This window comes from Rossellomorea oryzaecorticis (genome assembly GCF_045897515.1).
GTDB classification, from domain to species: Bacteria; Bacillota; Bacilli; order Bacillales; family Bacillaceae_B; genus Rossellomorea; species Rossellomorea enclensis.
Window position 1 is genome coordinate 29,632 of record NZ_JBJOSA010000026.1, and the last position, 14,727, is coordinate 44,358.

Sequence of the window (14,727 nt, forward strand, 5' to 3'; positions counted from 1 at the left end):
ACTTCAATTTTTATAAAGTATTAAGTTAGACAGTATGTACAAGGAGGTCCAGGAATTGCCTACTACCAACGAAGAAATGGTTGTTTCAATACATGGATTGGATAAAAAAGGTTCTGGCCAAGCCGAAGTTTGGCGTGAGAATGAACTCGGGAATCCCAAAAAATTAAGATTAATTGTTCCGCAGACGCTCCCGGGTGAAAAAGTGAGGGTCACTGTTGATCATCCAGAGAAGAAAAGAAGAAAAACGATGCCTGACGAAATCGTGGAGGCACATCCAGAGCGTACCGAAGCTCCCTGCCCGCACTTTGAACGCTGCGGGGGCTGCGTATGGCAGCACTGGACATACGAAGGTCAGCTGAAGGAAAAGACGAAACATGTGAGGGATGCAATCGAAGCGGAGGGCTTTGACCCTGCTCTTGTCCGTGACACGATCGGAATGGATGAACCATGGCAGTACCGTAACAAGATGGAGTTCACTTTTGCTCCTGACGGCTCGATGGGTCTTCATGAACAGGGGAATTTCCGCAAAGTCATTTCACTCGAAACCTGTCTGATCGCCAGCGAACAGATGGTGGAAGCCGCAATGGAAGTGGCTGACTGGGTGAAGGATCATGAGTTGGGAGGGTACAACAAAGATACCCACGAAGGACTGCTTCGCCATTTAATGGTGCGTCAGTCGTTTGCAACAGGTGAGTTGATGCTTGCCGTATTTTCGACGAAGGGCCCTGAGGGTGAACTTCAATCTGCAGTGGACGACCTGAAAGCCCGTGTCGAGAAGAAGTTCCCGCATGTGAAAAGTCTGCTGTGGATGGAAAACACCGACTGGGCTGACCGCACACAGGCTGAGAAGATTCATCTGCTTGCCGGCCGCGATTACATCAATGACGAAATGGATGGATACCGTTTCCGCCTGTGGTTCGATACGTTCTTCCAGACGAACCCGGTGCAGGCCCAGAAACTCGTTGACTTGGCAGTAGAAATGAGCCAGCCGAAAAAGTCGGAAAAAATGATCGACCTCTTCTGCGGAGTCGGTACTTTCTCCCTGCCGTTCGCAAACAGGGTGGGAGAGCTTGCCGGCATTGAAATCGTCGAAAGCTCGATCGAGTCCGCCAAGCGCAATGCCGAGGATAACGGAATCACCAACACGTACTTCCTTGCGAAGGATGCACGTAAAGGGATCGATCAGGTGCTCGAAAGCTTCGGACATCCGGAATTATTGATGCTTGATCCGCCTCGCTCAGGTGCAGGAGGGAAAGTCATGAGAAGAATTGGACGCTCCCAGCCGGAACGGATCGTTTACGTATCATGCAATCCAGATACATTCGCGACGGATATCAAGGAACTGGAACCATTCGGTTACACGCTTGATGCAGTTCAGCCAGTGGATCTTTTCCCGCATACCGTTCATGTGGAATGCGTCGCTACATTGACATTGAACAAATAATCGTAAGGCCCGTCCCAGACTGCGCTAACGCTTTAAAGCAGTCTGGGACGGGCCTTCTTTTATGTGAGTTAAAAGATCTTGAAAGGTGGTGGAAAAATATTCTTGACTTAACAGTTGGTAAAGGAATATAGTTTAATTAAACACTGGTCAATAAAAAGGAAGAGGTACAAAATGGCACCCAGAAAAGCAGTAAAACATGAACTCACAAAAGAAATGGTAATGAAAGCGGCGAGAGAGCTTTTCCGGACAAAAGGATATCAACAGGTATCGATGAGGCAGATTGCAGCGGCCCTGGGATACAGCCACGGATCGATTTATTACCATTTTAAAAATAAAGCAGAACTATTTTATGCCATGATCGAAACGGATTTTAAACTTCTCAATCAGTGGCTGGATGAAGTGATGAAGCAGGAATTGGAAGCAGAAAGTAAATTGAGGGAGGTCCTGCTGGCATTCATCCGCTTCGGATTGAGCCACAAAAGCCAGTATGAAATGATGTTCCTGCTTGCTGATGAAGAAGTCAAAAGCTACGTGAATAACGGACCGAATGAATCCTATGAAAAATTCGCACGGTCGCTTATCGAGCTAAGCGGGAGAAAGATCACCATCCAGCAGACATGGGCGGTTTTCCTGTCTCTGCACGGTTTTGTCAGTCATTACTGCCATTGTGATGAAACATATGAAGATGTGGAGAACCTGGCACATTTCCATGTGAATTTTATCCTGAAATCCATAGGATGAAATTTTTTGAGATTATTTGACCAGTGGTTAATTAAAGGGGGATTTAAGATGAATAAGGCAATGGTAGTCGGTGCATCTGGAGGAATGGGGTACGCGCTCGTCAATGAGTTGGTCGACCGGGGAATCCAAGTGGTTGCATTTGCACGGGGGAAAGAAAAGTTACACAGATTGTTCGGCGCAATAGACCTTATTGAAATCCACACTGGGGATGCGGAAGTGAAAGAGCAGATTATCGAGGCAGGGAAGGACTGTGATGTCATTTTCCATGCAATGAACATTCCATATCAGGATTGGAAAGATAAGTTGGCGGTCATCACGCAAAACGTGATCATGGCAGCTGAAAGAAATAACGCCAAACTTGCAGTAGTGGACAATATATATGCTTATGGAAAAAGTGCAGGCAATAAACTGGCGGAGAATACAGTAAAGAATCCTCATACGCGAAAAGGAAGGCTGCGATTGGAAATGGAAAATATGATCAAGACCTCATCTGTTCCGGCGTTCGTTTGTCATTTTCCGGACTTCTATGGCCCTAACGCCACCAACACATACATTCACTATACATTGGAGCAAATCATAAAAAAGAAGAAGGCAGGATTCGTAGGCCCGGGGAATGTATCACGAGAATTCATTTATACAAAGGACGGTGCAAAGGTGATGGTGGAACTGGCATGCAGACCGGAAGCATATGGACATAGCTGGAATGTTCCAGCCGTTGCACCAATAAGCGGATATGATCTGGAGAAGCTTCTGAAAAAACAACTCGGAGCAGAGAAGCAGCTCTATTTCATCACAAAACCGATGTTCGCGATATTCGCCCTCTTCGCTGGAAAAAGTATGCGCGAAGCCATCGAGATGCAATATATAAACTCTGAACCTACCATTCTTTCAGGAGAAAAAATAGAAATGTTAATGGGGGAATTGAAGGGGACTTCTTATGAAAAGGGAATTGAGGAAACGATTGCGTTCATGAAGGCATAGAACACAGAGGCGGCGAGTTTGGCGGGGCTTGGGAGTTCCCGGGGTATTTGTCTGTTGAATCATTCCAAAAGGATTCTTCTTCTCACATGTCGAATAATAACATAGTGCTCATAGGGGGAATTTCAAGAAAAATCATTGAGTAGAAGACTTACACTGAGGGGGGAATTTATATTGAAGCAGGCACTGCTCGTCATTGACGCTCAACAGGAATTAATTGAGGGAAACGAAAAGGAACAGCCCGTGGTTCAAAAAGAGAAACTGATTGAGGCAATCAATCTCGTCATCGGGAAGGCAGCAGAGGCGGGTGCAAGTCTTGTCTTCATCCGGGACAGGGATGTCGCCGAAGGTAAGGGAACCGGTTTCCAGGTGCACAGCGGAATCGAGGTTCCTGAGGGTGCTGTCACCTTTGACAAGTCTGCGACCAATTCGTTTTATGGCACACCGCTGCTGAGTTATTTAAAAGAAAATGCAGTTGACCATGTGGTGGTGATGGGATGTCAAACCGAGCATTGCATTGATACAGCCGTTAGGTACGCAACAGTCAGCGGAATGGACGTGACCCTGGTGGAGGATGGCCATTCCACAAAGGATTCATCCGATTTGAGCGGTGAACAGATCATCAAGCATCATAATAAAGCACTTCATGGTCACTATAACGTTGATCATTTCTCGGTCGTGAGACATTCAAATGAAGATGTATTTAAACCTAATCATGATGATTTTAGAAAAGAATATGGAATGTGATAGGTGCCTGTCCCTCACTGTGTTGATACCATAACACAGCCGGGGGCGGCTGCCTTTTTTTTATGTTCTCAACTGGACAAAAAATCACGCATACACTAATCAACGAAAGTAATAAATGGAAGATGCGAATGAAAGTGCCTTCTGTTTAATCAGTAAAATCTGAACTTCTTGTAAAGGGACTGGAGGTGAGAGCATGGAATTTAATAGAAGAGAGGATGATCCATCAGGATGCACCCTTCCGTTTTGTGCACAAACAACAGATGAAGCTCCTTTATTTACGGCCGAAGCCTATGATAATGCCGATAAAAAGATTAAAGAGGTTAGTCTGGAAAACTACCGCGGAAAATGGGTGATCCTGTTTTTTTATGGAAGTGATTTTACCTTCGTCTGACCGACAGAACTGGCAGCGGTCGCTGCTATCCATGAACAACTGAAATTACTTAATACTGATGTACTTGCCATTAGCACCGACAGTGTATACTCCCATAAAGTGTTTACAGAGGTTTCTCCATCAGCTTCACAAGTGATGTTTCCGCTTTTAAGTGATCGGACACATCAAATCAGTAAGACGTATCGGGTTCTTAATGAAAAAACAGGGGCTACATTGAGAGCAACCATCATCATCAATCCAGAAGGGATGATTGTTACTAAATTAGTGAATCCTTTGGAAGTCGGTCGAAATGTCTACGAAATTTTAAGGATAATCGAGGGTTTGCAGTACAACCGAAGGACCGGTAAAGAGGTGCCTGCCAATTGGGTGCCGGGTCAACCCGGGATCAGTAGAGATCCAAAAAACATCGGGAAAATATGAAGAAATGCCTGCCTAACCGGGTAGAAAAGGTGTACACCCTGGAGGCAGGCAAAACTTCCCGCTGGTTGGGACGAGCAACGATTCATCGAACCACTATCATTGCAGCTTCCCGGCTTCCTGCACGATTTCTTCGAAGTGACTTTTCTGAAAGCCAAAGCTGTTCGTTATTCGGCCATACTGGTCGATGACATAAAAACTGGTGGAATGGATGACCTGGTCAGCTGATTCCGGCTTCTGGATGAGTGTCTGGAATTCTTCCCTGGCAAACATCTCGATTTCTGACTGTGTATAGCCCGTCACAAGATGCCAGTTCTTTTCATCTCCATTGAATTTTTTCACAAACTCTTTCAATTTTTCCGGTGTATCGATTTCGGGATCTGCGCTGAATGAAACGAATTGTATTTCAATCCCCTTGGTTTTCATTTCATCTTGCAGCGCAGCCATACTGGCAGTCATCGGAGGGCAGACAGTATCGCAGTTCGTGAAAATGAAATCTGCAACCCATATTTTCCCCTTAAGATCCTCGCTTCCAAAAGATTGACCATTTTGATCAGTGAACGAGAATTCTTGCATTTGATATTCTTTTTCCTCATCAATACCACATCCCGTAAGTATCCCAGTTAATAAAAACAGAAGGGGGAAGATCAGCTTACTCATTTTATTCCTCTTTTCAATTAGGCTGACGGGGAGGTGCTTTCGTTCATTCTTTGAATGTTTCCTCCATCAAATTGATCGCTACAGAAACCTCCGTACCTTTTTCATTCGTACTGTCTACTGAAAATGTTCCATCATGAAGAGAAACAATTTGCCTCACGATGGAAAGACCCAGCCCGGTCCCTCCGGTGGACCTGCTTCGCGCCTTGTCTGTCCTGAAAAATCGTTCACCAAGTCTGGGAATATCCTCTTCGCTGATGGTGAAACCCTGATTGGTGACCACAAAGACCATGCACTCATCCTTTTGTACCAGCTTAACGGAAATCATTTCTTTTTCAGGCGAGTATTTCACTGCGTTATCTATAACATTATAGAATACTTGCTGCATCCTTTTCGGATCCCCGGCGATGATCAAATCCTCATCTATGTTCAGATCTGTTTGCAGGTGTTTTTGTGATAAACGGATTTGAAATAGATTGAGGGTATCATAAAGGATCTGGGCTACTGCTATCGGCTCTTTATCGATAACATACAAGCTTTCTTCCAGGTAGTTTAAATCGATCAAGTCATGGACAATTTGATTAAGCCGGTTTGTTTCACGCTGTATGGTCGTCAAATAATTGTCCGCTTCTTCTTTGGAGGAATACATGGCTTGCTTGAGAGCTTCTGTATAACCATTGATATAAGTCAGTGGAGTTCTCAGCTCATGTACAACATTGGATATGAATTCTTTTTTCCTTGCTTCTTGTTCTTCCAATGAAGAGCTCATAATATTGAAGGCATGTGCAAGCTGCCCGACTTCGTCATATTCTGAAAGCGCAAGCCGGTGCGAATAATTGCCTTTTGCCACTTCCCGGGACATGGTCTGCATATCGTCCAGGGGCTTGAACATGGACTGTCGTATTCGATTGACCACCAGAAAGAGAAGGATAAAATAGATGCCGCCTGACACTATCAAAATCGGCATACTGGCTTGAAAGACTTCCTGCATTGCTTCAAGCGGGACATAAATAAACACCAGCCCGATCAAGCCGTTTTCTCCTTGAATGGGAAAGACGGCACTCACGATATCACGATCAAAGCTTTTAACGTATCCTTCTTTGAGAATGGAATCCCCTTTAGTCAGTTCAGAACGGTCAGAGCTTTCAAGGAGCGGTTTGCCGCCAACTTTATACGGAAAATGTTCGTTTAGCTCGTCAAAGTCATTCACCACAATGACCTCATACTCAGACACAATATTGAACCAGTGGATTTTATCAATGATTTCCTTATTCAAGACACCGTAGTGATAGTGGGCTGCCGTATTTTCCCCCTGATGCATGACGGATTCCCTTATGCTCTTCAGGTAAAGATCTTTATAAAGAAAATGGAGGAAGAAAAAGGAAAAAAGGATGGTTGCACCGATACTCCCAATAATGAGCAGAAATACTTTTTGACTCAATGAGCGGCTTCTTTTTTTCAACTTGGCACCTCTAACTTGTATCCTTTCCCCCATACAGTTTGAATCAATTTCCCTTCGTCCATCAGTTTCAGGCGTAAGGTTTTGATATGTGTATCGACTGTACGCTCACTTCCTGTATAATGGTCCCCCCATATTAAATAGAGGAGCTGGTCGCGGGTGAAGAGCTTTCCTTGATTTTTCATCAATAACAACAGTAATTCGAATTCCTTCAAGGTTAATGATATCGGTTTATCATGTATAAAAGCAGAATGAGCCTCCACGAGGATCTTAAGCGGACCCGCTTTAAAGGAAGAAGCTTGTTTGGATGCAGCTTTTGATCTTCTTAAGACCGATTCGATTCTGGCCATCAACTCTCCAGGATGAAAAGGTTTTACGATATAATCATCGCCACCCAAGCGAAGCCCGTGTATTTTATCCCATTCTTCACCCTTCGCCGACAAGAATATGAGAGGTATATCATGTGTTTCCTTCAATTTTTCTGCAAAAGAAAAACCGTCCATATAAGGCATCATCACGTCTATTAAAATAAGATCGGGGGACCGGCGGTGTATTTGTTGAAGGGCATCAATCCCGTTGGATGCTTCTGCAATTTTATATCCTTCGTTCAACAGAAAGGTGCTGACTAATTTTCGCATCTCCTCTTCATCATCTATGACCATGATTGTCATGCTCATAACTACATGACCTCCTGTTATTTCTTTTCACTACTATCGGTCCTTATTATACAATAGATTTGTGAAGAATTTGTGAGTTACATAGTGAGTCCATACCCAGAGATGAAAAAAATGAAATAGATTTCATTTTTCCTTCACAATTCTTTATTAAACTAAAAGAAAGGGAAGCAATTTCCCAAGTAACAACTATGAAAAAGTGTAGGGGGTAAATATATGAAGAAGTCTATCATGCTGCTATCCGTGCTTGGAATCATACTGTTTTTATCAGCATGCTCAGAAAATAGTAAAGAGGTTAAAGAAAGTAAGCTGCCTGAACAAGTAAAAGCAGATATTACAGCACCTGAAGAAGTGGCTCTAAATGAAGCAACGATTCTGGAAGTGAGAGTGACACAGGGCAAGGAAGCGGTAGATAACGCAGATGAAGTGAAATTCGAGGTTTGGAAAGGGCACAATAAAGACGAAAGCAAAATGTTCAAGGGTGAGCATGTAAAAGAGGGGACGTACAAAATCAAGACTTCATTCAGTGAGGACGGCATCTACTATGTCCAAACCCATGTGACTGCAAGAGACATGCATGTTATGCCTATCCGTCATATCCTTGCAGGGGATGTCTCGGAAGAAGAGCTGAATGCACTCGAGGAATCGCTTGACCATGATCACGATGAGGATGGTCATCAGCATTAATTCTCTATCATTTAAAAAGTAATAGCTTCAATGGGTCCGGTAGCGGATCATTGAAGCTATTTTTTATTTATCTCATAATCGATGCCCTTCCCGTCCGTACAGTGGTTAAGTGTCCCGCAACAAGCGAATGTTCGGGAAGGGCATATTCATTATACAACGTATAAGGTTCCAGCGCAAAAACATGCTGCAGATATACTAGTCAAGGTAATTCTTTTCACGCAAATACCTTTCAATCTCTTTGAAATTTCGCACATTGATACAAGGAAGTGAAAGGCTTTTCAGAAGATCTTGGAGTTGTGCAAAGGCAAAGGTTACATGTGCCAGTTTGGCTGGATGTGAATCAGGCTCACTGTCACCGGCAAAACATACGAATTCATATTCTTTTTTTAAATCTGCAATGACTTTAGATTTATCGATTCCATAACGTTCAGAATGGTGAGGGTGACTGCTGTCAAGGTGCAGGTGCACATTCTTATCTTCATAGTACCCTTCATTAGAAAATACTTTTACTCCGTCTACCCCGTAATGGTTCAGCAGGTGATGGATATAATAATCGGTCCCTGCACTTAAAATGTAAAAATCCCCGTTGCTTCTTTGCACATTTTTAATAAAAGTCGGGACGTATTCATCAATGTCGATGGATTTAATATCCTCAATGATAGTATCTTCTTCCTGGTTGATCGAGCTGAAAACAGAAGCTAAAAATTCTATATCTTTAATTTCATTGGATTTCCATTGGTTATACAGGTCTTTGCCTTCATTAAAATACTTGTCTATGACGATTTGATAAAAGTCTTTCTTTGTAATCGTCCCGTCAAAGTCAGACACAAATGCCCATTTCTTCATTATCAACCCTCCTGAGAATTTCCTTTCATTCTAACAGCATACAAGTATCATACCCATTATCCCACAATTTTCTGATTATCGTGTAAAATGTAATGTATTATGGAGTCTGGAGTGAATCCTGTGAAAAAGAAGCAGCTTAAACTGAGTACGATGATCATTCTTTTCGTATGCACCGTTGTCCTTGTATCGCTATTATTGACAGATTTACTCATATCGAGAACGATTAATGAAAACATTGAATCATCAATCGAAGAAAAAGCGAAAGTCGTTGCCAGGACCGTTGCACATTCAACCATTGTTAAAGATGGTTTGGAAAACAGAAAGAATGAAGGGGAAATACAAGATTATACCCTGGATATTCAAAAGTCGGCTGAAGTGTTGTTTGTAGTCGTAATGGATATGAACGGGATCAGGAAATCCCACCCTAACCAGGAACAGATTGGCAAACACTTTGTCGGCGGTGATGAAAAAGATGTACTGAGGGGAAAGGAAAGCCTCTCAATTTCAGAAGGAACATTGGGGCAATCCGTGAGGGCGTTTTCCCCGATTTATAATGAAGATGACCAGCAGATCGGGGCGGTGGCCGTCGGGATTTCTTTGAACAGGGTGGAAGAGGCGCTGAATCAAAGCCACAATAATATCTTGACTGGCTCTGTCATAGGCATCGTCGTCGGCATCATCGGGGCTTTGATTATTGCAAGATACATAAAGAAAATATTATTCGGACTTGAGCCTGGTTCAATTGCAAAGATACTGGAAGAAAGGAACACCATGCTCCAGTCGGTTCATGAAGGGGTTGTAGCGGTAAATAGGGACACGACGATCTCTTTAGTGAATAAATCAGCATTGAGAATCTTTACCAAAGCTGGCCTTGACGTCAATCCAGTAGGTTTGCCTATAAAGGAATTCATGCCTCTATCCAGGCTGGAAACGGTGATGAAAACAGGAAAACCCGAATTGAATGAAGAGCAGATAATAAATGGGGTTTCAATTCTGGAGAATCGTGTTCCATTAATTGTGAATGGCGAAGTGGCTGGTGCCATTTCTACCTTCCGTGATAAAACAGATGTGAACCGATTGGCTGAACAATTGACAGGGGTAAAGTCATATGCAGAAGCACTCCGGGCTCAATCCCATGAATTCATGAACAAAATGCACGTCATTCTGGGTTTGGTGAAAATGAAGGATTACTCGAGATTGAACCAATATATCAAAGAACTCGTTTCGATCAATATGGACGAAGTGAGCGCCATATCTTCCAATATAAAAGATCCTGCTCTGGCAGGATTCATTATGGGTAAGCTCAGTCATGCAAGGGAGAAAGGTGTTGAGTTAACAGTCGACTGCCGAAATGTAATTCCCGAACCGATGGAGCCCGAGGTGACCCATCATTTAATCACTATCATAGGGAATTTATTGGACAATAGCATTGAAGCAACCTCAGAGTGTATTGAAAGAGAGGTTCTTTTGGAATTAACCTATGAAGATACGACCCTTGAATTGATCGTTACGGATTCAGGACAAGGGATCCCGGAGGATATTATTGATGATATTTTTCAAAAAGGATATTCCTCGAAAGGGACAGGAAGGGGATATGGCCTCTTTCTGGTAAGAGAGAGCTTAAATGAATTGGCTGGACATCTGCATGTGGAATCGAAAGAGAAATCAGGGACAACCATGATTGTACAAGCTTCGTTTGGGGGGAAATAAATGATAAAGGTTTTAATCGTAGAGGATGACCCGATGGTGGCCAAGTTCAATCAAATTTATCTGCAAGACATTCCGGGATTTGATCTAGCGGGCGTAGCAACTACTATAAATCATGCCAAGGAAGTGCTGAGTAAATGCAAAGTCGATCTTATTCTACTGGATGTCTTTATGCCTGGGAATGAGACGGGAATGGATTTACTGGAGGAAATCAGGCTGAAGCAATACGAAACAGATGTCATTCTGATCACAGCTGCTTCCGAAGTAGAGAATATACAAGCCGCGCTTCGCATGGGGGTTGTCGACTATTTGATCAAACCATTTGAATTTGAGAGGTTTAGCAAGGCTTTAACTTCATATCGAAAGACTACACAAATCTTTGAGAATCAAGCGACCATTGGACAGAACGAGCTTGATCTGCTTCTGAAAAAAGATGTTCTGTCACCAAGTGGGAAGGCAAGCCTTCCGAAAGGGTTGACAAGCAGAACGCTGTCAATAATTTATGAAGAAATCAAGAAACTTGGGGAAAAGTCGTTTTCGACTGATGAACTTGCGGAAGTAATGACTATATCACGGGTTTCAATAAGAAAATATCTTAAATTCCTTCATGAAATCGGCGTGGTGGACGAGAGCTTGAATTACGGGATCGGAAGACCGGTATACCAATATAAATTGAATAAACAGAATGGTGTCCGGCTAAGGAACTACTATTTATAGAGGCTGGGACAAAAGTGTTTTAGTCTAAGTAAAACCCGAACTCATTTGCAAAAGATAGGGCAAATGAGTTCGGGTTTTTATTGTTTAAAGTACATTTAGAGTTTAGCCCTTTCCAGCGATTGATTGGAGTGCAAAACGTAGACTCCTGCGAGAAAGCGTGTTAGGTGAGACTTGTCCAGCTCCAGCGGCTAGAGGCTCGAGGTCATAAGTCAAGAAAGCCAAAAAGGCAAAGTACGCCTTTCCGGCTTTCTCGCCTTATGCTTGTCGCCTCTGGGCGAGCCGCTTCCGCTTTTCTATTTGTCCAGCTCCAGGGCGTAGAGGCACATGTCATAAGTCAACTCGCCCAAGAAGGCAAAGAACGCCTTCGTGGTCGATTCGCCTTATGCCACCCGCCTCTGACCAAAGCCCTTCCAATTTTCTAACCCGCAGGCTAATCCGAGGAGGCTCACCAACCGCCCGCGGAAAGCGAAGTCTTGCACGGAAATCATTAGCGGTAAAAAACCTGGACTGAGATTGTACTTCTACTTTTTAGTTTTGTCCCAATCTCTTTTTTTAATTACAAAAGCCAATCAATAGTTTCAAAACCTTTGAAAACAGTAAGCGTTTTCATAGTATTGAATTACAATATTTATTTTTTAATTTTCCGAATAATTTTCTGTCAGGAAACAGTCAGTGACAAATGATTCACTAGTAACGTTTAAATTCAAACTGGGGGATGAATAGGATGGGACAAGTAAATTCAACACTTGCATTTAAGGAAGAAAAAGGGGGAAAGGAAAAGGTCGTGTCGAACCAAAATCGGTCCTTGCATATTTTCAATATACCGATCTTATGGTTTTTGGTTTTCACAGCTATAACACTAGTAAGCTTATATACTGGTAATCTCCCGGGAGGTATGATCGGGACCCTTCTTATCATGATGGTTCTCGGTGAACTGCTGGGCTGGGCGGGTGATCGCACTCCAGTTGTCAAGACATTCCTGGGGGGAGGAGCAATCATTGCGATTTTTGGTTCTGCGTTTATGGTATATGCAGGATTACTTCCAGAAGAGACAGTTACTTCGATGACTGACTTTATGAAATCAGGAGGATTCCTGAATTTCTATATTGCTGCATTGATTACAGGAAGCATTTTAGGAATGAACTCAGAAGTGCTTGTGAAAGTAGGGCTTCGATATTTCCTTCCGATTTTCGGAGCTGTTGCAGGAGCTGTCATCATCGCCGGGCTGCTTGGATTTCTTGTCGGGTTCACTCTGCAAGAAGCCATACTTGTCATTACGATGCCAATCATGGGCGGAGGAATGGGGGCAGGGGCTGTCCCAATGAGTCAAATCTACTCTGAAATGATGGGGAATGAGCCAAGCTACTATATTTCGATGCTTGTACCTGCTCTGGCGTTAGGAAATGTATTTGCCATCATACTGGCGTCCGTACTTGATATGATTGGGAAGAAAGTTCCCTCCTTAAGTGGAAACGGTCAATTGATGAAAGGCTTCACATATGAGAAAACAAAGCAAAAGTACAATGTGGAAAAGATGGGGGTCGGTTTATTGGCGGCTTTGACATTTTTTGCAGTCGGGACATTGCTTGGCACAGTTCTTCCGCTTCATCCATATGCCATCATGATCATTCTTGTGGCTGCGGCGAAGATTTCCAATATCATCCCTCAAAATGTGGTGGAAGGCGCAAGTCAGTGGTATCAGTTTGTGGCAAGCAACTGGACATTTGCCCTGTTGTTTGGAATCGGTGTGGCCTATACTGACTTGAATACGGTGCTTGAAGCATTGACTCTTCAGTATATTTTAACTGTTTTCGGAGTGGTGCTCGGAGCGATCATCGGGGCAGCGATCCTGGGAAAACTGGTTGGCTTTTATCCGATAGAATCAGCGATTACGGCAGGACTTTGCATGGCGAATATGGGGGGGACTGGAGATGTTGCTGTTCTATCCGCTTCAAAGAGAATGGAACTTATGCCGTTTGCTCAAATCTCCTCCCGCCTTGGCGGTGCTTTGATATTGTTATTGGCCGGTCTGATCATACCTCTCTTGTAAAAACATGTTAAACTTAAACGAAGGCTTGACTATTGCAGTCAGGCCTATCTTTAATGACTTATGATTGTGGTGAAGAAAAATGAATGTCATATTGATTGTCCTTCCTGCTTTATTGGTGTTTGCTGTAGGATACATCGGGCAAAAGAAACTCGGATTTGAAATCAATTCTATTTCTAAAATGGCCATCTATTTAATGTATCCATTTCTTGCATTCAAGACATTTTACGAGAATGAACTAAATATGGACTACCTATATATATTTATCTTTTGTTTGTCCCTTTGTCTGCTATTGATTGTTACGATTAAAATAGTCGCCAGGGCAAATGATTATTCCAAGCCTAAAGTCTCCGCGATGATTCTTTCCGGCGTATTTATGAACAGCGGGAATTACGGGGTGCCTGTCATCCTGTTTGCGTTCGGGGAACTTGGCTTTCGCTATGCTGTCATCATGATGGTGATTCAGTCGTTTCTCATGAATACGATCGGTTTGTATTATGCCGTAAGCGGAAGTGATATAACAAGGGACAATAGGGAGATCTGGATGAAGATTATCAAAATGCCGATACTCCATGGTGCATGGATAGGATTAAGTTTTCAGCTGCTGCATCTCCATGTCCCGTTGTTCATGAGTCAAACAATTGATTTGATTTCACAAGCGACAATCCCTGTCATCATGGTGGTATTGGGTATGCAGCTTGCTACCCTTGGAGGAAAAGCAGTTGAAAAAGGGGCGTTATCACTTATTATCATTTTGAGAATGGCCGCGTCACCTGTACTTGCTTTTATTCTTGTATCTTTCCTTCCCGTTAATGCGGAACTAGGTACGATTCTGATCATTTTGGCAAGCATGCCGACTGCTGCCAATACGACGATGTTCTCCCTGCAATTCAACACTGAACCAGATTTGGTATCAGCCAGTACATTGATCACGACCTTAATGAGTATCATAACGATTCCAATCATGCTGGCAATTGTTTCGGTATGAGAGATTGAAGAATAGATGAGGGGAATACTGTAATAATATTATGTATACTTATTGTCTTGAAAGAGATTGGGACAAAACTAAAATTCCCTTGTCTAAAGACGAACATTTCAGAGTGGACTAAATAACGCTAATGATTTCCGTGCAAGACTACGCTTTCCGCGGGTAGCCCGTGAGCCTCCCTCACGATAATGGCAGGTTACTTAAAATAGCTTTGTTTTGCTCCGGAT

Annotated in this window: 14 protein-coding genes; 10 read left to right on the forward strand and 4 right to left on the reverse strand. The window is 43.1% G+C overall.

The features are described 5' to 3' along the window. Nucleotides 1–76: 76 nt before the first annotated feature. From rlmD to ACKA06_RS19500, 5 genes are all read left to right on the forward strand, one after another. A complete protein-coding gene (gene rlmD / locus ACKA06_RS19480) occupies nucleotides 77–1,444 on the forward strand; it encodes a 23S rRNA (uracil(1939)-C(5))-methyltransferase RlmD (protein ID WP_032088454.1) in 1,368 nt (455 codons plus the stop codon). 171 nt (nucleotides 1,445–1,615) lie between these two features. Further along, nucleotides 1,616–2,185: a TetR/AcrR family transcriptional regulator gene (locus ACKA06_RS19485; protein ID WP_214871516.1), complete on the forward strand. Its 570-nt coding sequence runs from the start codon at nucleotides 1,616–1,618 to the stop codon at nucleotides 2,183–2,185. 48 nt (nucleotides 2,186–2,233) lie between these two features. Then, nucleotides 2,234–3,166, forward strand: coding sequence for an NAD-dependent epimerase/dehydratase family protein (locus ACKA06_RS19490; protein ID WP_214871515.1), 933 nt, complete (start codon nucleotides 2,234–2,236; stop codon nucleotides 3,164–3,166). A 171-nt stretch (nucleotides 3,167–3,337) separates the two neighbouring features. Next, a complete protein-coding gene (locus ACKA06_RS19495; protein ID WP_032088368.1) occupies nucleotides 3,338–3,910 on the forward strand; it encodes a cysteine hydrolase family protein in 573 nt (190 codons plus the stop codon). A gap of 193 nt (nucleotides 3,911–4,103) precedes the next feature. Then, on the forward strand, nucleotides 4,104–4,721 hold the full coding sequence (locus ACKA06_RS19500) for a peroxiredoxin (RefSeq protein ID WP_411160417.1): 618 nt from the start codon (nucleotides 4,104–4,106) through the stop codon (nucleotides 4,719–4,721). A gap of 96 nt (nucleotides 4,722–4,817) precedes the next feature. Here ACKA06_RS19500 and ACKA06_RS19505 read toward each other — a convergent pair whose 3' ends face one another. Genes ACKA06_RS19505 through ACKA06_RS19515 form a run of 3 tightly spaced genes read right to left on the reverse strand, consistent with a single transcriptional unit; the run spans nucleotide 4,818 to nucleotide 7,511 of the window. Continuing rightward, nucleotides 4,818–5,378, reverse strand: coding sequence for an SCO family protein (locus ACKA06_RS19505; RefSeq protein WP_032088371.1), 561 nt, complete (start codon nucleotides 5,376–5,378; stop codon nucleotides 4,818–4,820). A gap of 43 nt (nucleotides 5,379–5,421) precedes the next feature. After that, nucleotides 5,422–6,837, reverse strand: coding sequence for a sensor histidine kinase (locus ACKA06_RS19510; RefSeq protein WP_411160418.1), 1,416 nt, complete (start codon nucleotides 6,835–6,837; stop codon nucleotides 5,422–5,424). After that, the gene (locus tag ACKA06_RS19515; RefSeq protein ID WP_318293521.1) at nucleotides 6,834–7,511 is read right to left on the reverse strand and encodes a response regulator transcription factor; all 678 of its coding nucleotides are present in this window, start codon (nucleotides 7,509–7,511) and stop codon (nucleotides 6,834–6,836) included. Before ACKA06_RS19515 ends, ACKA06_RS19510 begins: the two co-directional genes overlap by 4 nt. 213 nt (nucleotides 7,512–7,724) lie before the next feature. On the opposite strand from ACKA06_RS19515, the gene ACKA06_RS19520 reads away from it, so the two are divergent. Beyond that, nucleotides 7,725–8,195: a FixH family protein gene (locus tag ACKA06_RS19520; RefSeq protein WP_032088374.1), complete on the forward strand. Its 471-nt coding sequence runs from the start codon at nucleotides 7,725–7,727 to the stop codon at nucleotides 8,193–8,195. Between the two features lie 195 nt (nucleotides 8,196–8,390). On the opposite strand, the gene ACKA06_RS19525 is transcribed toward ACKA06_RS19520, so the two are convergent. Continuing rightward, nucleotides 8,391–9,041 (reverse strand): MtnX-like HAD-IB family phosphatase, encoded by a 651-nt coding sequence (locus tag ACKA06_RS19525; RefSeq protein WP_198257564.1) that lies wholly within the window; start codon nucleotides 9,039–9,041, stop codon nucleotides 8,391–8,393. Nucleotides 9,042–9,161: 120 nt separating this feature from the next. Here ACKA06_RS19525 and dcuS point away from each other — a divergent pair, with 120 nt between their 5' ends. The 4 genes from dcuS (at nucleotide 9,162) to ACKA06_RS19545 (ending at nucleotide 14,500) form a co-directional block, all read left to right on the forward strand. Further along, nucleotides 9,162–10,751: a DcuS/MalK family sensor histidine kinase gene (dcuS, locus tag ACKA06_RS19530; protein WP_064565509.1), complete on the forward strand. Its 1,590-nt coding sequence runs from the start codon at nucleotides 9,162–9,164 to the stop codon at nucleotides 10,749–10,751. After that, the gene (locus tag ACKA06_RS19535; RefSeq protein WP_411160419.1) at nucleotides 10,752–11,465 is read left to right on the forward strand and encodes a response regulator; all 714 of its coding nucleotides are present in this window, start codon (nucleotides 10,752–10,754) and stop codon (nucleotides 11,463–11,465) included. It abuts the gene before it with no gap. Nucleotides 11,466–12,189: 724 nt separating this feature from the next. Beyond that, nucleotides 12,190–13,515, forward strand: coding sequence for a 2-hydroxycarboxylate transporter family protein (locus ACKA06_RS19540; protein WP_411160420.1), 1,326 nt, complete (start codon nucleotides 12,190–12,192; stop codon nucleotides 13,513–13,515). 79 nt (nucleotides 13,516–13,594) lie between these two features. Then, nucleotides 13,595–14,500: an AEC family transporter gene (locus ACKA06_RS19545; protein ID WP_411160421.1), complete on the forward strand. Its 906-nt coding sequence runs from the start codon at nucleotides 13,595–13,597 to the stop codon at nucleotides 14,498–14,500. Nucleotides 14,501–14,727: the final 227 nt, after the last annotated feature.